General features: G+C 66.9%; 16 protein-coding genes, 1 tRNA gene and 1 pseudogene. 4 read left to right on the forward strand and 14 right to left on the reverse strand.

Annotation, left to right across the window (positions count from 1 at the left end; translation table 11 throughout):
• Positions 1-85: 85 nt before the first annotated feature.
• The 3 genes from ACYQOP_RS15565 to ACYQOP_RS15575 all read right to left on the reverse strand — a co-directional run bounded on the left by ACYQOP_RS15565 (position 86) and on the right by ACYQOP_RS15575 (position 5,198).
• Positions 86-3,247: a multidrug efflux RND transporter permease subunit gene (locus ACYQOP_RS15565; protein ID WP_461222959.1), complete on the reverse strand. Its 3,162-nt coding sequence runs from the start codon at positions 3,245-3,247 to the stop codon at positions 86-88.
• 3 nt (positions 3,248-3,250) lie between these two features.
• A complete protein-coding gene (locus ACYQOP_RS15570; RefSeq protein WP_461225344.1) occupies positions 3,251-4,435 on the reverse strand; it encodes an efflux RND transporter periplasmic adaptor subunit in 1,185 nt (394 codons plus the stop codon).
• A gap of 349 nt (positions 4,436-4,784) precedes the next feature.
• Complete coding sequence (locus ACYQOP_RS15575; RefSeq protein ID WP_461222961.1) at positions 4,785-5,198, reverse strand: hypothetical protein; 414 nt, start codon at positions 5,196-5,198, stop codon at positions 4,785-4,787.
• A gap of 266 nt (positions 5,199-5,464) precedes the next feature.
• Between ACYQOP_RS15575 and ACYQOP_RS15580 the strand changes: the two genes are divergently transcribed.
• Both ACYQOP_RS15580 and ACYQOP_RS15585 read left to right on the forward strand, forming a co-directional pair.
• A complete protein-coding gene (locus ACYQOP_RS15580; protein ID WP_461222962.1) occupies positions 5,465-6,040 on the forward strand; it encodes a L,D-transpeptidase in 576 nt (191 codons plus the stop codon).
• A gap of 61 nt (positions 6,041-6,101) precedes the next feature.
• Positions 6,102-6,905, forward strand: coding sequence for a TSUP family transporter (locus ACYQOP_RS15585; RefSeq protein ID WP_461222963.1), 804 nt, complete (start codon positions 6,102-6,104; stop codon positions 6,903-6,905).
• Between the two features lie 8 nt (positions 6,906-6,913).
• Here ACYQOP_RS15585 and ACYQOP_RS15590 read toward each other — a convergent pair whose 3' ends face one another.
• Positions 6,914-7,960 (reverse strand): MaoC family dehydratase, encoded by a 1,047-nt coding sequence (locus tag ACYQOP_RS15590; RefSeq protein ID WP_461222964.1) that lies wholly within the window; start codon positions 7,958-7,960, stop codon positions 6,914-6,916.
• Positions 7,961-8,011: 51 nt separating this feature from the next.
• The gene (locus ACYQOP_RS15595; protein ID WP_056433481.1) at positions 8,012-8,314 is read right to left on the reverse strand and encodes a YggT family protein; all 303 of its coding nucleotides are present in this window, start codon (positions 8,312-8,314) and stop codon (positions 8,012-8,014) included.
• Positions 8,315-8,425: 111 nt separating this feature from the next.
• On the opposite strand from ACYQOP_RS15595, the gene ACYQOP_RS15600 reads away from it, so the two are divergent.
• Positions 8,426-8,501, forward strand: a tRNA-Ala gene (locus ACYQOP_RS15600).
• A 232-nt stretch (positions 8,502-8,733) separates the two neighbouring features.
• On the opposite strand, the gene ACYQOP_RS15605 is transcribed toward ACYQOP_RS15600, so the two are convergent.
• Positions 8,734-9,276, reverse strand: coding sequence for a sigma-70 family RNA polymerase sigma factor (locus ACYQOP_RS15605; RefSeq protein WP_056433479.1), 543 nt, complete (start codon positions 9,274-9,276; stop codon positions 8,734-8,736).
• A gap of 539 nt (positions 9,277-9,815) precedes the next feature.
• Here ACYQOP_RS15605 and ACYQOP_RS15610 point away from each other — a divergent pair.
• Positions 9,816-10,871, forward strand: coding sequence for a GNAT family N-acetyltransferase (locus ACYQOP_RS15610; RefSeq protein ID WP_461222965.1), 1,056 nt, complete (start codon positions 9,816-9,818; stop codon positions 10,869-10,871).
• A 9-nt stretch (positions 10,872-10,880) separates the two neighbouring features.
• Here ACYQOP_RS15610 and atzF read toward each other — a convergent pair whose 3' ends face one another.
• The 8 genes and pseudogenes from atzF to ACYQOP_RS15650 all read right to left on the reverse strand — a co-directional run bounded on the left by atzF (position 10,881) and on the right by ACYQOP_RS15650 (position 20,659).
• Positions 10,881-12,680 carry an allophanate hydrolase gene (atzF, locus tag ACYQOP_RS15615; protein ID WP_461225346.1) on the reverse strand — a complete coding sequence of 600 codons (1,800 nt, stop codon included), beginning with the start codon at positions 12,678-12,680 and terminating at the stop codon, positions 10,881-10,883.
• A 22-nt stretch (positions 12,681-12,702) separates the two neighbouring features.
• Complete coding sequence (uca, locus tag ACYQOP_RS15620; RefSeq protein WP_461222966.1) at positions 12,703-16,344, reverse strand: urea carboxylase; 3,642 nt, start codon at positions 16,342-16,344, stop codon at positions 12,703-12,705.
• A complete protein-coding gene (locus ACYQOP_RS15625; protein WP_461222968.1) occupies positions 16,344-16,982 on the reverse strand; it encodes an urea amidolyase associated protein UAAP2 in 639 nt (212 codons plus the stop codon). The genes uca and ACYQOP_RS15625 overlap by 1 nt, the downstream gene beginning before the upstream one ends.
• A gap of 15 nt (positions 16,983-16,997) precedes the next feature.
• Positions 16,998-17,807, reverse strand: coding sequence for an urea amidolyase associated protein UAAP1 (locus ACYQOP_RS15630; RefSeq protein WP_461222969.1), 810 nt, complete (start codon positions 17,805-17,807; stop codon positions 16,998-17,000).
• A 96-nt stretch (positions 17,808-17,903) separates the two neighbouring features.
• A pseudogene (locus ACYQOP_RS15635) lies at positions 17,904-18,134 on the reverse strand (cupin domain-containing protein); the annotation flags it as partial.
• Positions 18,135-18,149: 15 nt separating this feature from the next.
• The gene (locus tag ACYQOP_RS15640) at positions 18,150-18,365 is read right to left on the reverse strand and encodes a hypothetical protein (protein ID WP_461222970.1); all 216 of its coding nucleotides are present in this window, start codon (positions 18,363-18,365) and stop codon (positions 18,150-18,152) included.
• A gap of 126 nt (positions 18,366-18,491) precedes the next feature.
• Positions 18,492-19,865 (reverse strand): type III glutamate--ammonia ligase, encoded by a 1,374-nt coding sequence (gene glnT, locus ACYQOP_RS15645; protein ID WP_461222971.1) that lies wholly within the window; start codon positions 19,863-19,865, stop codon positions 18,492-18,494.
• A 17-nt stretch (positions 19,866-19,882) separates the two neighbouring features.
• Positions 19,883-20,659, reverse strand: coding sequence for a creatininase family protein (locus ACYQOP_RS15650; RefSeq protein WP_461222972.1), 777 nt, complete (start codon positions 20,657-20,659; stop codon positions 19,883-19,885).
• Positions 20,660-20,727 lie beyond the last annotated feature (68 nt).

Consider the following 20,727-nt stretch of genomic DNA (forward strand, 5'->3'; position numbering starts at 1 on the left):
AGGCCTGGAACCGGGTTCTCCCCGGTTCCAGGCCTTTTTCGTTTGAAGGTTCCTCTTCCCCAGAGGTGAGGAAGAGGAACTGCTTCTATTCCGCCGGTGCGTGATGGCTCGATGGCATGGAGCCCGCCTCGGCCGCCTTCGGCTCGTGCTCCACCGGCTTCGTCTTGAACAGGCGCATGATGAAGACGAAGAAGACCGGCACGAACAGAACCGCCAGGATCGTGGCGGAGATCATGCCGCCGAGCACGCCGGTACCGATGGCCTGCTGGCTCTTCGACGCTGCGCCCGAGGCGATGGCCAGGGGCACCACACCGAAGATGAAGGCCAGCGAGGTCATGACGATCGGTCGGAAGCGGAGCGTCGATGCCTCGATGGTCGCATCGACGAGCGATTTGCCCGGCTTCCAGAGATCCTTGGCGAATTCCACGATCAGGATCGCGTTCTTGGCCGAGAGACCGATGATCGTGATGAGGCCGATCTTGAAATACACGTCGTTGGGCAGCCCGCGGAGGTAGACGGCCGCCACCGAGCCGATGACGCCGAGCGGGATGACCAGCAGCACCGAGAACGGGATCGACCAGCTTTCGTAAAGTGCTGCGAGGCACAGGAACACGATCAGGATCGACAGGGCGAGAAGCAGGGTCGCCTGGCTTCCCGCCTGTTTCTCCTGCAGCGACTGACCGGTCCAGACATAGCCGAAGCCCTTCGGCAATTGCTGCATCAGGCGCTCCATCTCGGCGATGGTGTCGCCGGACGTATAGCCAGGTGCCGGTTCACCGGTGATCCGCACCGACTGATAGCCGTTGAAGCCGATGATCTGGGCCGGGCCGACGCTCCATTTAAGGTCTGCGAAGGACGACATCGGCACCATGGTGCCCTGGCTGTTCTTGACGCCGTAATTCAGCAAGTCGGCTGCCTTCAGGCGCTGGCTGTCCTCCGCCTGCACGATGACGCGCTGCATCTTGCCCCGGTTCGGGAAGTCGTTGGTGTAGACCGAACCGAGATTGACCTGGATCGTGTTGTTGATCTCCTCGAAATCGACACCCAGTGCCGCCGCCTTCTCACGGTCGATGACGAGTTCCGCCTGAGGCGCAGGTGGCAGGCCCTCGACATAGACCTTCTGCAGGATCGGGCTTTTCTTGGCGAGGGAGAGCAGCTGCTCCTGGGCCGCCATCAGCGCCGAATAGCCTTTCTGGGCACGGTCCTGCAGGCGGAAGCTGAAGCCCGAGGCGTTACCGAGATTGTCGATGGGCGGCGGCTCCAGAGCCTGAATCACCGCGTCCTTGTAGCTGGACAGCGCCTTGTTGGTGCCCTCCACGAGGGCAGCCGCCGAGTTCGCGGCGTCGCGCTCACCCCATGGCTTCAGGGTCACGAAGGCCTGGCTCGTCACCTGGCCCTGGCCGGAGAACGAGAAGCCGTTGACGATCGTCACCGTGGCGACGCCGGGCTGCGCGAGGAGATGCTCTTCCACCGCCTTCACGGCTTTCAGCGTGCGGTTGAACGACGAGCCGGGCGGCGTCTGGATATCCACGGTGAAGAAGCCCTGGTCCTCCACCGGCAGGAAGCCTTCCGGCATCCGCACGAAGGCGAAGCCGAGGCCGATGACGAGGGCGAGATAGATCATCATCACCCGGCCGGACCGCTTGATCATCCCCGCGACGCCGCGCCCGTAGCGCGCGGTCTCGCGGTCGACGACCCGGTTGAACCAGCCGAACACGCCTCCCTTGGAATGGCCGTGTCCCTTCTCGATGGGCTTGAGGAGGGTGGCGCAGAGAGCGGGCGTCAGCGTCAGCGCGAGCAGCGCCGAGAAGCCGATGGACGTCACCATCGCGATGGAGAACTGACGGTAGATGATGCCCACCGAGCCCGGGAAGAACGCCATCGGGATGAAGACCGCGATGAGCACCAGGGTGATGCCGATGATGGCGCCAGTGATCTGGCTCATCGCCTTGCGGGTCGCCTCCTTCGGAGACAGCCCTTCCTCGTTCATGATGCGCTCGACATTCTCGACGACCACAATGGCGTCGTCGACGAGGATGCCGATGGCCAACACCATGCCGAACATGGTGAGCACGTTCACCGAGAACCCGGCGAGCAGCATCACCGTGCAGGTGCCCATGAGGGCGATCGGCACGACGATGGTGGGGATCAGGGTGTAGCGGATGTTCTGGAGGAAGAGGAACATCACTACGAAGACCAGGATGACGGCCTCCACCAGCGTCATCAGCACCTTCTTGATCGAGGCTTCGACGGCGGGCGTGATGTCGTAGGGGATGTCCCACTGCACGTTGGAGGGGAAGAACTGCGACAGCTCTTCCATCTTCGCGCGAATGGCGGAGGCGGTCTCCAGGGCGTTGCCGTCGGGAGCCAGGGTCACCGAGATGCCTGCCGCCTCACCGCCGTTCAGGCGGGTGGTGAACTTGTAGTCCTCGCCGCCGAGCTCGATCCGGGCGATGTCGCGCAGGCGCACGTTCGAGCCGTCCGGATTGGCGCGCAGCACGATGGCGCCGAACTCTTCCGGCGCCGTCATCTGCCCCTTCACGATGATGGGAAAGTTGACGGTGTTCGAGGCCGGGCTCGGCATGGCGCCGACGGCGCCCGATGCGATCTGGACGTTCTGGTTGGTGATCGCCTTCGAGACGTCGGACGCGTTCAGCGACAGGCCGCGCAACTTGTCGGAATCGATCCAGATGCGAAGGCTGCGCTCGGTCGAATAGAGCGTCGCGCGGCCCACGCCGGGGATACGACGAATCTCGTTGATGACGTTGCGGATGAGGAAGTCGCCGAGCGCGATCTCGTCCATCGATTTATCGGGCGAGATCAGCGTGATGATGTTGAGGGTGGCGGCGGAGGCCTCCTCGACCAGCGTCCCCTGCTGGCGCACTTCCGCCGGAAGACGGGCTTCGACGCGCTTGAGGCGGTTCTGCACTTCGACGCCGGCGAGGCTCGAATCGGTGCCGGGCTGGAACTGAGCCGTGATCTCGACGACACCGAACGCGTCGCTGGCGGATTCGAAGCTCAGGATGTTGGCCGCACCGTTGAGCTCATCTTCGATGAGGCGGGTAGTGCCGGTATAGAGGTTCTCCACCGACGCGCCGGGATAGGCCGTCGACAGCGCGATGGAAGGTGGCGCGATGACCGGATACTGGGCGACCGGCAGGCTGGGGATCGACAGAATTCCGCCCAGGCAGATGAATAGCGCGACGACCCAGGCGAAGATCGGGCGATCGATGAAGAAACGGGCCATGGCTCAGCGCACCTGCGCCGAAGCGGGCTGCGGGCTGGCTGCCCGGTCATCGAGATCGGTATCGATCGGTTTCAGTTCGGCGTGAGCGGAGGCGACCTTGAGCTCGACGGTCTTCACGGCCGACCCCACAGAGATCTTCTGGACTCCCTCGACCACGACGCGATCCCCGGTCTTCAGGCCGTCGCGGATGATCCAGTTCGAATCGACGACCGGGCCAACCTCCACCGGCTGGAGCATGACCTTGTCGTCTTTGCCGACGATCCAGACCTCGGCCTTACCGTCATTGGTGCGCTGGATCGCCTGTTGCGGCACCGCGATGGCATCAGCGTCGATGCCCTGCTTGATGCGGGCGCGGACATACATGCCCGGAAACAGCTCATCATGCGGGTTGGGGAACAGCACGCGCAGGGTGACCTGTCCGGTGCTCGGATCGGCGGTGACGTCCGAGAACAGGACCTTGCCGGCCGACCCGTAGAGTGAGCCGTCATCCATGATGAGATGCGCGTTGGCGGTGTCCTTGGAAAGGCGCGAAAGCTCACCGCTGGCCAGATCGCGGCGCAGCTTGTTCAACTCACCGACCGACTGGGTGATGTCCACGTAGATCGGATCGAGCTGCTGGATCGTGGCGAGGATCGCGGTCGCGCCCTGTTCGACCAGCGTACCCTCGGTAAGAAGCGCACGGCCGATGCGGCCGGAGATCGGGGCGCGCACGTCGGTGTAGTTGAGGTTCAGCTTGGCCCTATCGCGCGTGGCCTTGGCGCCGGCCACCTCCGCCTGGGCCTGTTTCAGGCTGGCATAGGCGCTGTCGTACTGCGCCTGGCTGGCGGTCTGGCGCGAAAGCAGCTGCTCGAGACGGTCGGCTTGCTGGCCGGCCAGGACCTGGGCGGCCTCGGTGCGGGCGAGGGCCGCCTCGGCACTGGCGAGCTCGGCCTCGAACGGAGCCGGGTCGATCTTGTAGAGAATGTCGCCTTCCTTGACCAAGCTGCCCTGCTCGAACGTGCGCTTGACCACGAGGCCGGACACGCGGGAGCGCACTTCGGCGATGCGCAGGGGCGCAACGCGACCCGGAAGATCGCGCACATAGGGAATAGGCTGTTCGCGGACGGTGACGACACTGACTTCCGGCGGCTGGGTCGGCACCGGCGCCGCGGCCTGTTGCTTCTGGTTGCAGGCAGACAGGGCGACCATGACGGAGGCAGCAGCCAGAGAGGCCGGCCAGACACGTCGGACGCGGTGAGAAGTGGTCGTCACGATGATTTAGCTCCTATGCGATACGCGGTCGACCGCAATCCGGCAGGGGATTGGCGGCACTGACACTCAAGTCCTGGGCGAAGATCCGCGAAGCGACTTCAGCACCTTGGCAATCGCTGGGCCACGCAGGGCGGCCATGGCGTCATTGGGCGTGTGGCGGCCGGACCGGGGCCAACCACACACATCACGGCTTCAGCAATCGCTCACAATCTTGGCGATCACGCGACGCAAGCCGGAAAAAGGAGAGCCTTCGACGCGGTTTGGTTAAAACGCCGCGGCCAAGCTCTCAGGTGGCGATCCTGGGAGGGCGGTGGAGTGGTGCGTCCGCGCTGATCCCGAGAGACAAGGCCGAACGACCACGCAACGTCGGTGCCGAGGCTGCACCGAGCACACGAGATCCCGAAAGCGAGGGCGGGGTCATCGCGTCGTCGACCTCCAGACGCGCGGCGGAACCGGTCGACGGAACCTCACCCTGGCTCACGAGACCGTCGTGCCCCCGGCTGCTGACGGGCGCACCGATACCGGCGCCCCACAGCTCCTGCGGGAAACTCGGCAGAACCATCACAAGGAGGGAAAGCAACACCAGCAGGGTCGACAGAGCCGAGCGGGGACGAACGACCGCATGCGCTTGCGGGGCGTTCGAAGCGAGGCATCCTGCCTCGACGGAGGCAATGGCAGATCTGGTCGTCTCTGAAGTCACGAAACTGAGGGTGGTGCGAAAGTTCCCGCAGCGCAATAACCTGCGACATTCTGTCAAGCTGGCGGCCGAGAGCGGGGATCACCGCCGTTGCGCCAATCCCACAGTGTATTCCGTTCACATTGCAGCGGGTTGACCGCCCTTAACCATCCGGCCAAGTCTGCCGGTCCAATCATCTGACGTCCGGCTCCCAAAGCCTGGACCTCGCCGGAATGGGAGACGGGGTGCCTGCGCACCGGCCTGTCCAGATCCGGCCGGAGACGATTAAAATGGGCATTCGCTCTCTCCTCGCCACCTCGGCTCTCGCGTTGGGCATGGGCCTTGCCACAAGCGTCGGTGCCAGCGCCGGCAACCCGTTCGACAGCGGTCCGATCGCGGATTTCCTCAATATCTTCAAGGAGCAGGCGATCCCGCGCGAGACAGTCGCGTGGAAGGGCTCAGAGAAACCCGGAACCGTGGTCGTCTCCACGAGCCAGCGCCGGCTCTACTATGTCCTCGGCGGCGGAGCGGCTGTCCGCTACGGCGTCGGTGTCGGGCGCCAGGGCTTCTCCTGGTCGGGTGAGAAGTCGGTGACGATGAAGAAGGAATGGCCGGCTTGGCGTCCGCCGGCGCAGATGCTGGCGCGGCGGCCCGACCTGCCGCGCTACATGGCCGGCGGCCAGGACAACCCCCTCGGCGCGCGGGCGATGTATCTCGGCTCCTCGCTCTACCGTATCCACGGCTCCAACGAGCCGGAAACCATGGGTGCCGCCGTTTCGTCGGGCTGCATCCGAATGACCAACAAGGATGTGGTCGACCTCTACGACCGGGTGAAGGTCGGCACGAAGGTGATCGTGCGCAACTGAAGACCCCATCCGCCTCCCGCCGGCATCCGGTCGGTCGCGACCGAACGGAGGAGAGAGCGGAATGATCTTCGGTGTCGACATCAGCCTCGTCGCGGGCCTGTTCGCCGTGGCCGTGGCGGCTGGCTGCGTCGATGCCATCGCGGGCGGCGGCGGCCTCATCACGGTGCCGGCCCTGCTCCTCTCCGGGCTCGATCCGGTGAGCGCCATCGCTACCAACAAGCTCCAGGGCAGCGCCGGCGCAATCTCATCGACCATCGCCTTCGCGCGCCGCGGTCACATCCATTGGCCGGCGGCCTGGAAGATCGCCCTCAGCGCCGGTCTCTCGTCGATCGGCGGTGCGCTCTGCGTCAGCCTGCTGCCGCGCCCCGTCCTCGACGCGGCCGTACCCGTCCTGCTGATCGGGATCGCGTTCTATTTCGCTTTCGCGCGGCGGATGAGCAGCGAGGACGCGGCGGCACGGATGCGCCCCGGCCTGTTCGCGCTCACCTGGGCTCCCGCCGTCGGCTTCTACGACGGTGTGTTCGGCCCCGGCGCCGGGGCCTTCTACATGATCGGGTTCGTCACGCTGCTCGGGCTCGGCGTGGTGCGTGCGACCGCCCATACCAAGCTCGCCAATGCCGCCAGCAACCTCGGCAGCCTTGCCCTGTTCGCAGCCTCGGGCCACGTGGTCTGGACCATCGGCATCGCCATGGCCTTCGGGGCTTTCATCGGGGCCCAGATCGGCTCGATCCTGGCGATCCGCCTCGGCGCGAAGCTGATCCGGCCGCTTCTCGTCACCATCGCCTGCGCGATGGCGATCCGGTTGCTCTCGAACCCCGAAAACCCACTGCGGCAGGCCGCGATGGGCCTGTTCGCCGGGAACTAAGCCCGGCGTCAGCGCGGCATGAAGGCCCAGTAATCCAGGTCCAGGATCACGGCCGGGTCGTATCCGTCACCGACCTTGTCCGGATGGTTGCCGCAGGGCTGGTTCTTCGTGGCGACCGTGCGCAGGCGGAGAGCGCCGATATCCGTGCGGCCGGGAAGCTCAGCGGCCTCCAGCACCTCGCTCCAGGCATAGACCGTGTCACCGGCAAAGAGCGGCGCCACGTGGCGACCCGCATTGATGCCGGCCAGCGCGAAGGTATTGCCGAGACCGTTGAAGCTGAGCGCACGGGCGAGCGAAATGACGACCCCGCCATAGATCAGGCGCCGACCGAACCGTGTGTCCTTCGCGGCGAAGCCGTCGAAATGCACCTTGGCGGTATTCTGGTAGAGGCGCGTGGCGATCTGGTGCTCGGCCTCCTCGACGGTCATGCCGTCCACATGGTCGATCTTCTCGCCGACCACGTAGTCGCCGAACCGGTGCGGGCTGCCGGCGAGGTCGAGATCGTACGCGCCGACGTTCAGCGGCGGCAGGGCGCCGGCCAGGTCGGCCGGGTCGACCACCTTGGCGAAGGTCGGGACATGTTCCTGCTCGATCTTCGCTTCCGGGTCCCGCTTCTTCACCAGCACCCAGCGGCAATAGCTCAGAACCGTCTCTCCGTTGGCGTCGGACCCGGTGGAGCGGACGTAGACCACGCCGGTCTGGCGGTTCGAGCTCTCCTTGAGGCCGATCACTTCGGAGACCGTGGAGAGGGTCTCGCCCGGATAGACCGGCCGGCGGAAGCCGCCCTCGGCATAGCCGAGATTGGCGAGCGCATTCAGGGAGATGTCCGGGACCGTCTTGCCGAAGACCACGTGGAAGGTGAGCAGGTCGTCCAGCGGGCTCTGCGGGTAGCCGATGGCCTTGGCGAAGGCATCGGAGGACTGAACGGCGAAGCGCGGGCCGTAGAGGGAGGTGTAGAGCGCGACGTCGCCGCCCGTCACCGTGCGCGGCGTGGCATGGCGGATGGTCTCACCGAGGCGATAATCCTCGAAGAAGCGGCCGGGATTGGTCTTCATCTCTTGGTCGTCCCTCGACGTGATTTTCTTGGCCCTTTGTCCAGTGCGGCCTCAGCCGCCATAGACCACGGTCTGGGGCGGAATGACCTCGTGCAGGAGGCGGCTGATGAAGAGAAGCAGCAGCACCAGGACGATCGGCGACAGGTCGATCCCACCGAGATTGGGCAGGACGCTGCGGATCGGGCGAAGAACCGGCTCGGTCAGCCGGTAGAGCACCTCACCGATCTGCGACACGATCGGGTTGCGCACGTTGACCACGTTGAAGGCCACGAGCCAGCTCAGCACGGCGCTGGCGATCAGCACGTAGATGAAGAGCTGGACGACGGTGTCGAAGAGCCAGAGAAGTGCGTACATGCGCGGTTCTGATGTCCTCGTTCGCCCGGCCTCACCGGCGCGGGTCAACGGCGGGATTTCCTGAATTGACAGCCCGAGGCACGCGCGCTTACAAAGCGGCCACCTCGGAACGGGGCTGTAGCTCAGATGGGAGAGCGCCGCAATCGCACTGCGGAGGTCAGCGGTTCGATCCCGCTCAGCTCCACCAGGTTTCTTTCAAGTCCCTGGTGAATCAACGATCTTGTCGTGAACGCGTAGCTTTTCCGGCGCCGGGAGACAGGATCAGCCAGCTTGGCAGCGTGCCGGGCTGCGACGGTGTTTCGTCGCTTGTGGCCACCTCGACAGCGCAACATGTTACCCACTGACGGCCTCCTGCGCAGGAAGGCCGCGCGGCGTCCATGACGGGCACATGAGCGCGACGCATCCTGAGCGCGAAATGCCTAGGCCGCGGCCGACCGGCACAGGGCCGTGCCGTCACGGATCATGAAATTCACCAGCGTCGGCGAGACGCCGTTCTCGCGGGCCAGGACGGTCTGCGGAATGCCGTCGATCCGATGGGCGAGAAACACCCGGCGGGTTCGCTCCGAGGTCGTTTCCAGCGCGGCCAGTGCTGCCTTCAGCGCCTGGCATTGCTCGAGGCGGTCCTGAGGACAGGTGCAGGGAGCGGGAATGGCCTCGGCCTGCTCATCCGGCACGAAGCGGCAGCGCTCGCGGATCGTGCGCCGCGCCCAATCGATGGCGGCGTTCCGAACCATCCGCCGCAGGTAATGCATCGGCGCCTCGACGCGGCGACCAGGACGCAGATCGGCGGCCGGCTCCTCGCAGAGCTTGAGCACCACCTCCTGCACCACGTCTTCCGCCGCCGAGCGATCACGCAGGATCTGCGTCGCGTAGGCCACGAGGCCCGACTGTTCGGCGATGAGAGCGGCGAGCAGCGGAGCTGCGATGTCGCTCCGCCTTCCAGGCGAATGAGTCTGTGACATGGACGACCTTCTTCGGATGCGTAGGTCAGTACGAAAACGCGCGAAACTGCCCAGCCGCGCATGTCGCCGGGTCATTTCCACGATCCAACTCGGATATGGAGGCTAAAGAGATAAATTCCACAGACATACAAGAGTGATTTTATAGGGAGATGTTTGAATTAGAAATATTCTAAATGTAGAATCGCCGGTTACATCGAATGGGTCAGACGATATTCAGGCTTTCCTCGAAGGGTTTATGCTATGAAGCTACATGAAATTTGGCCAAAATGTTCTGTCGCATGGCCACAGGCCACCTGCTGCATGAACGAACACATCTTCGGATTGTGAACGGTTGCGTTAAGAAAAGATACAGTTGTTGCGCGAGCAGGACCCGGCTGCCCAGGATCGAAAGGCGTGGCGGCAGCGGAGTGCTCGGCTCGTCATGCCGCTGTGGGCGCCACGAGTTTCCCGGTTGCCCCTAAATTTCCGGAGTGCCGGAGCGTCCTGTCCCAGAGGGCATCCCGGTCGCGGATGCCGGTACCAGCCAACGACGAGACGCGATGCTTTCGACAACAGTTCCTTTTCGATGCGGCGAGGCGACGGGCCGTACCGTCGAGGTCTACCTGGACGGCGACCGGCTCAGCGTCGTGGCGGAGGGCCGGGTCGGTCTACGCCTGCGCCTTCAGCAGGGGAGCAGCCCGCATCTGTCCCTGGAGGAGCCCGTGAGACCCGACCCGAGCGAGGTCCTGAAGAACATCACGGCGGCATTCGAGATGGTCTCGGCGACACATCCAGATGCCGAACGGATCGGCCTCGACAGTGCCAGCTTCGCGGGTCTCGTCGCCTCCATGGCGGAACGTGGCCTCGTCGTCCGGGAAGGCGACGCGCTTTCCGTCGATCCGACGATGCTGTGGCAGCGCCCCGAACCCTGGCTCGCCAACCTAGCGACGCGCGATTTTCCCGCCCGTCAGATCATGAGTGACGGCAAGCGCCATCCGCAACGGTCGCCGAAGCCCAAGGGCGTGATCTATTCCCGCTTCATCCCCTGGCTCGGACAGGCCGTGGCGTTCCGCGCCGCCACAATCGACGACGTCGATATCCTGCATCGCTGGTTCAACGATCCGGTGGTCGATGCCGCCTGGGGCGAGGCCGGCGAACGCGACAAGCACGAGGCCTATCTCGCCGGCCTCATCGCCGATCCGCACATGATCCCGCTGATCGGCACGATCGGCGGCGAGCCGTTCGGCTATTTCGAGATCTACTGGGCCAAGGAGAACCGCCTCGCCCCGTTCTACGACGTGCAGGATTACGATCGCGGCTGGCATGTCCTGATCGGCGAGAGCCGGTTTCGCGGCAAGGCATACATCTCGGCCTGGCTGCCCTCGCTGATGCACGCGCTCTTCCTCGACGACCCGCGCACGGAGCGGATCGTCGGCGAGCCCAAAGCGGACCATGTCCAGCAATTGCGCAACCTGGAGCGGTCGGGCTTCGCGCGGATCAAGACCTTCGATTTCCCGCACAAGCGCGCGGCCCTGGTGATGCTCCTGCGCGAGCGCTTCTTTTGCGAAAGGCTGTGGTCGCCGGCGGGGGGCATGCCCGCTTCGCCGGCGAGCTGACGGGGTGCTTCAGCGGGAGGCGAGGTAGGCGCGCCAGCCGCCATGGATTGTGATGTCCTCGGCGCCCGCCACCGCATGGGCCTCGCATAGGAACCCGGAGACGTCTGAACCGTCCTCCAGGGTGAGCTTGCCGATGCCGAGGGGGGCGGGGATCGCGGCGGTGAAGCGGCCGAAACCGGCCGGGGGTAGGGCCCAGATCTCGACCTCCAACCCGCCGCCGGCCAAGCCCGGCTCGTGGACCAGGCCGGGCTTGGCCGGGAGGGTGCCGGGCAGGGCGTAGAGGCGGTACGCGCCCGAGGTCCGCGCCGCCCGCACCTTCCTGCCGCCGAGATCGGTGAGCTGGTGGTTGAGGGGCAGGCCCGTGAGATGGGCGCCCACCACAGCTAGGGCGATCTCGTCCGCCTCCTGGGCGGGCACCCGGCTGGCCTCGGGCAGAACCGCGTCGCGCGCGATCCCCATTCCGCTCGCCGCCGCGCGGTGGAGCGCGTCGGCCCAGTGGCCCAAAGCCTCGTCGCTGAAGCCGGGGCCGACGAGCGTCACGCCGCCGGGCAATCCATCGTCACCGAATCCCCCCGGCACCGCGATCGCGGCGAGGCCGAGGAGGTTGGCGAAGTTGGTGTAATGGCCGAAATGGCTGTTGAGGCGGATCGGGTCGGACCGCATCTCCTCCACCGTGTAGGTGGTGGGGGAAGTCGGCAGGAGCAGGATGTCGACCTCCGCCCAGGTCGCCTCGGTGCGCCGCCGCAGGGCCTCGAACGCGTAGCGGCCCTCGAACGCATCGACGGCGCTGTAGCCCTTGGCGGACTCGACGATGCTCCTCACGCTCGGGTCGAGGGCGTCGGCATTCCCGGCGAAGAACCCGGCGATGGCGGCCAGGCGCTCGGCGACCCACGGCCCGTTATAGAGCAGGGTCGCGATCTCGCGGAACGGTGCGTAATCGAAGGGCACCGCCACGGCGCCCAGCGATTCGAGGCGGGCGATGGCCGCGTCGTAGAGCGCTTCGCGCTCGGCATCGCTGTAGAACTCGCGCTCGGCCGGGGTCAGGACGCCGAAGCGCAGGCCCTGAGCGGGGAGCGAATGTGGTACCGCCCGCCGCGAGAACGGATCGGCGGCGTCGAACCCCTCCGCGATGCGGCGGATCGCGAGACCGTCGCCCACGGTGGCCGTGAAGATGCTGATGCAGTCGAGACTGCGGCAGGCGGGGACGAGGCCCGTCGTGCTGAACAGGCCCGGCGTCGGCTTGATCCCCACGAGGTTGTTGAACATCGCCGGCACGCGGCCAGAACCGGCCGTGTCGGTGCCCAGCGAAAAGCTCGCGAGCCCCGCCGCCACGGCGACGGCCGAGCCGGAGCTCGACCCGCCCGAGACATGGGCGGCGCTGAACACGCTGCGCGGCGCGCCGTAGGGCGAGCGGGTGCCGTTGAGGCCGGTGGCGAACTGGTCGAGATTGGTCTTGCCCGTGCAGAACGCACCCGCCGCCTTGAGGCGCGTCACCACCTCGGCATCCGCCTCCGCCGTGTAGGCGAAGGCCGGGCAGGCCGCCGTCGTCGGCAGGCCGGCGACGTCGATATTGTCCTTTACCGCGAAGGGCACGCCCCAGAGCGGCAGGGAGTTCGGCTCGGGGTGGCGCGCCATCAGGTCCCGCGCGGCGCCGACCAATTCCTCCCGGTCGAGGGCGGTGATGAAGATGGCGGGGTCCGTCGACGCCTCCATCCGCTCGGCGACGGCTTCGGCGACGGTGACGGGGGTGGCACGGCCCGACGCGTAGAGGGCGCGCAGGGTCGACAGGTCGAGGATGGTCGGCAGCATGTCGGTCGGCTCTCTCACCTGCTCAGATCTCTTCGAGGATGGCGACGAGATCGCCGCCGCGCAGGGTGCGGCCCGGCTTCACCCGGACCTCACGCACGATTCCCGCCACCGGGGCGGAAACGGCGATCTCCATCTTCATCGATTCGAGGATCGCCACCGTCTCGCCGGCCGCAACGCTCTGGCCTTCCTCGACCAGCACCTTCCAGACATTGCCCGGCACCGTGGTCGGCACGCCCACATGGCCGTCGGGCACCGCATCCTCTTCGCCCAGGGGGGCGCCCTCGTCGGCGACGAAACTGTCGAGCCCCTCATCCTGCCAGCGCTGCCGCTCGGCCTCGAAGGCGGTCTGCTGGCGCAGTTTCGCGGCCGTGATCTCGACGGCGTTGCGGGCGAGCTCGGCCCGATGCTCGGCATAGGAGAACGTGCCCTCCTCGATGGTCAGCGGGTAGGCCCCGTGCGGGAACGCGGCGCGCGCCTCCATCAGCTCGTCGTGGCTCACGGGGAAGAAGCGGATGCGGTCGAACGGGCGCAGCAGCCAGGGATGGCCGGGGACGAATTCCTTCGTCATCCGCCAGGTGTTCCAGATCTGGATGGTGCGGCCGAAGAGCTGGTACCCGCCCGGCCCCTCCATGCCGTAGATGCACATATAGGCGCCGCCGATGCCCACCGCGTTCTGCGGCGTCCAGGTGCGGGCGGGGTTGTACTTGGTGGTGACCAGGCGGTGGCGCGGGTCCACCGGTGTCGCCACCGGCGCGCCGAGATAGACGTCGCCCAGTCCCATCACGAGATAGCTCGCATCGAAGATGATGCGTTTTACGTCAGCTTCCGACTCCAAGCCGTTGATGCGGCGGATGAACTCGATGTTCGACGGGCACCAGGGCGCGTTGGGGCGGACCAGTTCCTGGTACTTGCGCATGGCGAGTTCGGCCTGCGGGTCGTTCCAGGACAGGGGCAGATGGACCACGCGGCTCGGCACCGTCACGTCCTCGACGGCGGGCAGGGCGGCCTCGATCTCGCGCAACTGCCCGAGGAGGCGTGAGCGCGGCAGCGTGGTGCCGTCGTAATGGATCTGGAGCGAGCGGATGCCCGGCGTCAGGTCGATGAGACCGGGCAACCGCGCCGCGGCCACCGCCTCGGCCAGGAGGTGGACCCGCAGGCGAATGCCGATATCGAGGGCCATTGGGCCGTATTCGACCAGCAGGTTGTCGTCGCCCTGGCGGCGGTAGACCACCGGCACGGGGCCGGAGGAGTCGGTGGCGAGGATGGGCGAGCCGACGCGAGCTGGTCCCTCCCCCCTCTGCGGGGGAGGGACCAGCTCGCGTGAGCGAGGGTCGGGAGAGGGGAGCGCCATCTTCGGAGAGGTCACCCCCTCTCCCGCCTGCTCCGCAGGCACCCTCTCCCGCAGGGGGGAGAGGGTGGGTACATCCCCCACCCGCTCCACCGCCCTGAACCGCACCGTATCCCCCGGCCGCAATTGCCCCATCTTCCACTGCTCGTCGCGGGCGATCACCGCCGGGCAGACGAAGCCGCCGAGACTCGGGCCGTCCGGCCCCAGGAGGATCGGCATGTCGCCGGTGAAGTCGATGGAGCCGATGGCGTAGGCGTTGTCGTGGAGGTTCGACGGATGGAGTCCGGCCTCGCCGCCGTCGCTGCGCGCCCAGAGCGGGGTCGGGCCGACGAGGCGCACGCCGGTGCGGGCCGAGTTGAAGTGAACCTCGTAAGAGGCTGAGAACAAGTCCGAAATGTCCTCGTCCCGGAAGAAGTCCGGCGCACCGTGCGGCCCGTAGACCACGCCGATCTCCCAGGCATGGGTGAGGGGCGCAGGCTCGGGCATCGAGGCCTCGACCTCGGGCGCATCGCCGAGATGCAGGACGTCCCCGGCCTTGAGCACACCGGTGGCGTGGCCGCCGAAGGCGCCGAGGGCGAAGGTCGCCCGCGAGCCGAGGATAACGGGCGCGGCGAAACCGCCGCGCAGGGCGAGGTAGCTGCGCTGGCCGGGGCCGGCGATCGCGCCGATGCTCAACGTCTGTCCGGGTTCGACGGTGAAGGCGCGGCCATGGTGCTGCTCGACCCCGTCGAGACGCGCGGTCATCGCGGCCCCGGCGAGCGCCACGGTGGCGGCGGCGTGGAACCGCAGGGTCGGCCCCGACACGGTGAGTTCGAGGGCGCAGGTATCGGGCGGGTTGCCGACGAGGGCGTTGGCGTCGCGGAACGAGCGCGCATCCATCGGCCCGCTCGGTGGCACGCCCACATGCCAGAGGCCGATGCGGCCGGGCAGTTCCTGCAGGCTCGATTGCGCGCCGGGAACCAGCACCTCGATGCTGCGCGGCGCATAGGGAAAGTCGCGCAATGCCGTGGTGGCGACCCGGCCCGAGGCGAAGAGCTTGGAACCGGCGATGGCGCGCAGATAATCGAGGTTGGTCTCGATCCCCGAGACCGCGCTGTCGTCGAGGGCCTGGCGCAAAGCGGCGAGCGCCGCAGGGCGGTCCTCGCCGGTCACGATGATCTTGGCGAGCATCGGGTCGTAGTTCGTGGTGACCTCGGTGCCGGTCTCGATCCAACCGTCGATGCGCGCCTCGGCAGGGAACCGCACTTCGGTGAGGAGGCCGGCGCTCGGGGCGAAATTGGCGTGCGGGATCTCGGCATAGAGCCGCGCTTCCATGGCGGCACCCTGCGGGACCAGGGGGCCGGCGGCAGCAATCACGTCCTCGCCCGCCGCCTGGCGGATCATCCATTCGACGAGATCGATGCCGAAGACCGCCTCGGTGACTGGGTGCTCGACCTGGAGCCGAGTGTTCACTTCAAGGAAGGAGAAATCCTCGCGGACGGGATCGTAGATATACTCCACCGTCCCCGCCGAGGCGTAGGCGACGCTCGTCCCCAAAGCCACCGAGGCCGCGTGGAGCCGCTCGCGCACGGCATCCGACAGGCCCGGCGCAGGGGTCTCCTCGATGACCTTCTGGTTGCGGCGCTGGAGCGAGCAGTCGCGCTCGCCGAGCGCCACGACGCGGCCCGCGCCATCGCCGAAGATCTGCACCTCCACGTGGCGTGCCTCGCCGACGAAGCGTTCGAGATAGACGCGGGCATCGCCAAAGCTGGCGCGGGCCGTGCGCTCGACGGTTGCGTAGTGCTCGCGCAGCTCGTCGGCCGAGGCGCAGAGGCGCATGCCGATGCCGCCGCCGCCCGCCGTGCTCTTGAGCATCACCGGGTAACCGATGGTCTCGGCCGCCGCGAGGGCGGCGTCCAGATCCGGCAGCAGGCCGGTGCCGGGCAGGAGGGGCACGCCGCTGGCGCGGGCGAGGTCGCGCGCGGTGTGCTTGAGGCCGAAGGCGCGCAGGTGGTCGGGTTTCGGGCCGATGAAGACGATGCCCTCGGCCGCCAGACGCTCGGCGAAGGCGACGTTCTCCGACAGGAACCCGTAGCCGGGGTGGACGGCTTGCGCTCCCGTCGCCTTGCAGGCGGCGATCACGGCCTCGACGTTCAGGTAGCTCTCGGCCGCCGGCGCGGGTCCGAGGCGGACGGCCTCGTCCGCCTCCAGCACGCCACGGGTGAACCGGTCTGCATCCGAGTAGACGGCCACGGACGCGACACCCATGCGCCGGCAGGTGCGAGCGATCCGCCGGGCGATCTCGCCGCGATTGGCGATGAGGATCTTGCCGAACATCAGCGCAGATCCCCGGTCGAGGCTTGATCCCGGATAGAGACGTGAATCGGCGTCGGGTTGAAGCCGTTGCAGGGGTTGTTGATCTGCGGGCAGTTCGAGATCACGCAGATCACGTCCATCTCAGCCGTGACCTCGACATAGTCGCCGGGAGCGGAGACGCCGTCGACGATGGCGAGCTCGCCGTTCTGCTCGATGGGCACGTTCATGAAGAAGTTGATGTTGGGCGGGATGTCGCGCTTCGAGAGCCCGTATTTCGCGACTTCCAGGGCGAAATTTTCGCGGCAGGCATGGAGATACTTGGTGGCGTGTCCGAAGCGGACGGTGTTGGCCTCGCAGGAGCAGGCGCCCGCCGAGGTGTCGTGTCGGCCGCAGGAATCGGCGGTGACGGTCGCCATCACCCGGCCCTCGTTGGAGACGAGCCGCGTGCCCGTCGTCAAATAGGCCGAGCCCTGGACGCGCAGGGTGTCCTGCGAGGAATATCGCTCGCCCATGTCGCCGACGCGGTAGAACAGGGTGTCCACCGCCTGGCAGCCGTCGGTGTCGGTGATGCGAAGAATCTGGCCCTTGCGCACGAGGCCGGACCAGGGCGCCTGAGCCGGCACGACCTCTTCGAGGAGAAGCTGGGTGTCGTTGGTCATGATGCGTCCCTCCCGTCAGAAGCCGATGGCGGCGTTGTTCTCGAAGCCGCGGACGGCCTCGATCGTGGCCGTGCGACAGAGATCGTCGGCCGCGGGGACGGGCGCCCGGAAGCGGGTCACCACCACGGGGTTCGGCGCGTAATCCGGGTTAGGGTCGAGGGGGTGGGGACAGTTCGAGAGGGTGACGAGAAGGTCGAGCTCGGCGCGGAGATCGACGAAGTCGCCCGCGCGGCGACCCGCCTCGTTCCAGGCGAAGCGCCCCTCCGCACCCACGGAGACGGGGGCGAACAGCGTGACGCAGGCGGGAATGTCGCGCCGGTCGAGCCCGGCCTTGAGAGCGGCGAGGACGAGGTTGTCGCGGGTGCTGCGATGGGGGCCGCCCGCGTAGCGCGCGGCGTTGGAGGCGGCGTTGGAGCCGCCCACCAGCGCATCGTGCGCGCCGCAGGAATCCTCGATGAGCGAGAGCATCACCCGCCCCATGTCGGAGAACAGCACCCGGCCGCGCTGGAGGGCGGCGGTCCACTGCACCTTCACGGTATCGGCGTAATTGAGTCGCTCGGAGGTCTCGGCGGCGTTCCAGGCGACGAGGGCGACGCTGGAGGGGCCATGGTCGAGACTGATCCGCAGGGCCTCGCCCGCATTCAGCTCGAAGGTGCAGTACCAGCCGCCCGGGATGGTCTCGGTGTGGAGGATCACCGCTTCGTCGAGGGGCAATCCCCGCGACGAGGGCGGCGGCAGGGCGCGGGGGGCATGCCCCTGGCCCTGGGCCTTCAGTTCCTCGTAGCGACGCCGATTCTCGGCGATGATGCTGGCTGTGTCGGTCATGCCCGTCTCCTCAAGTCTGTTCTCCGGGTCGTCCCGGAAAAACAGCCCTGTCGCGGCCGGGTCGTCCCGGCGGGCATGCGTCGATCGCGGTGCTGCTTAACCCGGGGGTCCGCCGAGTGTGAAGTATTTGCGGACCGGCTCCCTGACGTCCCAGGTGCCGGCGAAACCGGAGGGGGAGACGAAGGTGTCCCCCGCGCGGTAGGTCTTGGCGAGCCCGTCCCCGTCGGTGACCGACGCCACCCCTTCCAGGATGTGGACGAACCCGTTCTGCGCGAATTCGATGTGCCACTTGCCCGGCTGGCAGGTCCAGGTTCCGGCCGAGAAGAGACTGTCCTCGCTGTGTTAGACGAAGCTCACCGTCTGGGCGGGGTCGCCCGAGACGATACGCTCCCGCTCCGGCCGATAGGGCTTCGATTGCCGCTGAGCGGGGACGAAATCGATGGTCTTTCTGCCCTGTCCCATACCGGTCACGAGGGTCGCGACCGATCGGGCTCCCATGCCGCCGAACAGGGCAAGAATCGGACCGCCGAAAGTATGAAGCAGCCGCGCAATCTCCACCGAGCCATCTCCCTCGCAAGGACATCCGCGGCCGGCCGAATCTCGGCCGTACCTGCAAATACCAATATGTCTCGCGCGAGAGAGGCATGAGTGTGTTGAGCGTCCGCTTCAAGAGGAAGTTAACACCTAGAAAAGGTGGCTATAGCGCTCGATCTCCCAGGCACTGACCGTGAGGTGATACTCCTCCCACTCGGCGCGCTTGTAGCGGATGAACTCGTCGCGCAGCGCCTTGCCCAGGGTCTTCTCCACCAGCGGGTCGGCGGCGAAGGCGTCCACCGCCTCGGCGAGGGTCTGGGGCAGGAACTCGATGCCGCGTTCGGCGCGCTGGGCGTCGGTGAGGTCGTAGAGGTTGTCCTCGTTGGGGGCGCCCGGATCGATGCGCTCGCGGATGCCTTCGAGACCGGCAGCGAGGACGAGAGCGGCGGCGAGGTAGGGATTGACCGCACCGTCCGCGTTGCGGCTCTCGCAGCGGCCGCCGCCGGCGGGCACGCGCACCGAGTTGGTGCGGTTGTTCGAGCCGTAGGAGTTGAACACCGGCGCCCAGGAGAAGCCCGCCATGGAGCCCTGGCGCACGAGGCGCTTGTAGCTGTTCACCGTCGGCGCGAAGGCGGCACAGAGCGCCCGCCCGTGCTTCAGCACGCCGCCGATGAAGTAATAGCCGGTCTCGGTGAGGCCGAGGCCGCGCGGATCGTCTTTCGGGTCGCGGGCGAAGATGTTCTTGCCCGTCTCCTTGTCGGAGAGGGACATGTTGAAATGCGCGCCATTTCCGGTGCGGTCTGCAAAGGGCTTGGGCATCATCGTGGCGATGAGGCCTTCTTCCTTGGCATAATGCTTGGCCATCATGCGGAAGAAGGTGAGCCGGTCGCACATGGTCAGGGCATCGGCGTAATTGAAGTCGAACTCGAACTGGCCGCACGCATCCTCGTGATCGAAGGAATACAGGTCCCAGCCGAGATCGTTGATCGTGGTGGCGACCTTGTCGAGCCAGGTGAAGTTGTCGACGAAGCCACGCACGTCGTAGCAGGGCTTGACCAGCTTATCGTCGGGGATCGGCGTGTGGAGCGAGCCGTCCGCCTCCTGCTTCAGCAGGAAGATCTCGCATTCGATGCCGAGACTGAAGCCGAACCCCATGGCCTCGGCCTCGGCCATGACGGTCTTCAGGGCGACACGGGTCGAAAGCGGATAAGGCTGTCCCTGGAACGTCAGGTCCGCCGGACACCAGGCGAGCTTCGATTCCCAGGGCAGCTGGATCAACTGGGAGAAGTCCGGCACCGAGGCCAGCTCGTCCTCGTTCGGAGCCTGGCCGAGCCCGTCGAGGGCATAGCCGGTATAGCGCTCGGACCCCGCCGCCATCTGCGGAAGGTGGTCGATGGGCACCACCTTGGCCTTCTGCGCGCCATGGATGTCGACATAGGCGCCGATCACGTATTTCACGCCCTTGGCGCGCAGCTCGTCCTGCAGCTTGGCAATGGCGGGATCGATTTCGGTGGCATGCGCCATCGGGCGGCTCCTTGGTTTTAAGCGGAAACGGAGAAGGAATGGGGGAGGGGCGGGGTCTCGGAGAGGCCGCGCAGGACGAGGGCGGACAGGTCCTCGACCATCCAGCCGAACAGGCGTTTCCCGTCTTCGAGACTCGCCTCCGAAGGACGCCCGGTGACGCCGTTCAGGCTCGTGCGGTTCACCGGATGCGAGAAGACGAGCCCCTCCGTCCGGTCGGGGTCGTCCGCATCGGCGATGCGGTCCGGGCGCACGAGGTCCGGCGCCACCGCCATCATCAGCGCGGTCTCGGCGGCGTTGGCGTGCCAGTCGTCGGCATCGGCGAAATGCGCGGCGCGGACGCGCTCGCTCACCGTGGCGGAATTCACCAGGGCGACCATGAGGTCGTCATGGGCGGCGCGCAGCATCTCCAGGGCGCAGCGCAGGGGCGCGGCGTTGGTGACGTGGGCGTTGACGATGAACAGCCGGCGGACGCCGGACTGGTAGGCCGAGGTGCCGATCTGGGCCACGAGCCGCGTCATCATCACGGGATCGAGGGTGATCGTACCGGGCCAGCGCCGGCTATGCCCGAGGGAACAGCCATAGGGCAGGGTGGGGAGCACCGGCACGCGGGTCCGCGCCGAGACCGCATGGGTCAGGGCTTCGGCCAGGACGAAATCCATGCCCGTGCCGAGATGCGGCCCGTGCTGTTCCGTGGCTCCCACGGGTAGGATGGCGGCATGGGCAACGGCGGCGAGGTCGCCGGGGATCTCGTCCCAGGTGCGGTTCGCCCAGAGGAGGGGGGAGGGGGCGGTCATACAGACCTCCGTCGGCCCACACCGAGGTCGAGGTGAGACGACTCCTTCTCCCCTCTGCGGGAGAAGGT

This window comes from Methylobacterium sp. CM6247, assembly GCF_054817925.1.

What these genes read in the sequence shown, in the direction of transcription:
- ACYQOP_RS15565 (WP_461222959.1), bottom strand. Translation starts at nt 3,247, where the DNA reads ATGGCCCGTTTCTTCATCGATCGCCCGATCTTCGCCTGGGTCGTCGCG.
- ACYQOP_RS15570 (WP_461225344.1), bottom strand. Translation starts at nt 4,435, where the DNA reads ATGGTCGCCCTGTCTGCCTGCAACCAGAAGCAACAGGCCGCGGCGCCG.
- ACYQOP_RS15580 (WP_461222962.1), top strand. Translation starts at nt 5,465, where the DNA reads ATGGGCATTCGCTCTCTCCTCGCCACCTCGGCTCTCGCGTTGGGCATG.
- ACYQOP_RS15585 (WP_461222963.1), top strand. Translation starts at nt 6,102, where the DNA reads ATGATCTTCGGTGTCGACATCAGCCTCGTCGCGGGCCTGTTCGCCGTG.
- ACYQOP_RS15590 (WP_461222964.1), bottom strand. Translation starts at nt 7,960, where the DNA reads ATGAAGACCAATCCCGGCCGCTTCTTCGAGGATTATCGCCTCGGTGAG.
- ACYQOP_RS15595 (WP_056433481.1), bottom strand. Translation starts at nt 8,314, where the DNA reads ATGTACGCACTTCTCTGGCTCTTCGACACCGTCGTCCAGCTCTTCATC.
- ACYQOP_RS15605 (WP_056433479.1), bottom strand. Translation starts at nt 9,276, where the DNA reads ATGTCACAGACTCATTCGCCTGGAAGGCGGAGCGACATCGCAGCTCCG.
- ACYQOP_RS15610 (WP_461222965.1), top strand. Translation starts at nt 9,816, where the DNA reads ATGCTTTCGACAACAGTTCCTTTTCGATGCGGCGAGGCGACGGGCCGT.
- atzF (WP_461225346.1), bottom strand. Translation starts at nt 12,680, where the DNA reads ATGCTGCCGACCATCCTCGACCTGTCGACCCTGCGCGCCCTCTACGCG.
- uca (WP_461222966.1), bottom strand. Translation starts at nt 16,344, where the DNA reads ATGTTCGGCAAGATCCTCATCGCCAATCGCGGCGAGATCGCCCGGCGG.
- ACYQOP_RS15625 (WP_461222968.1), bottom strand. Translation starts at nt 16,982, where the DNA reads ATGACCAACGACACCCAGCTTCTCCTCGAAGAGGTCGTGCCGGCTCAG.
- ACYQOP_RS15630 (WP_461222969.1), bottom strand. Translation starts at nt 17,807, where the DNA reads ATGACCGACACAGCCAGCATCATCGCCGAGAATCGGCGTCGCTACGAG.
- glnT (WP_461222971.1), bottom strand. Translation starts at nt 19,865, where the DNA reads ATGGCGCATGCCACCGAAATCGATCCCGCCATTGCCAAGCTGCAGGAC.
- ACYQOP_RS15650 (WP_461222972.1), bottom strand. Translation starts at nt 20,659, where the DNA reads ATGACCGCCCCCTCCCCCCTCCTCTGGGCGAACCGCACCTGGGACGAG.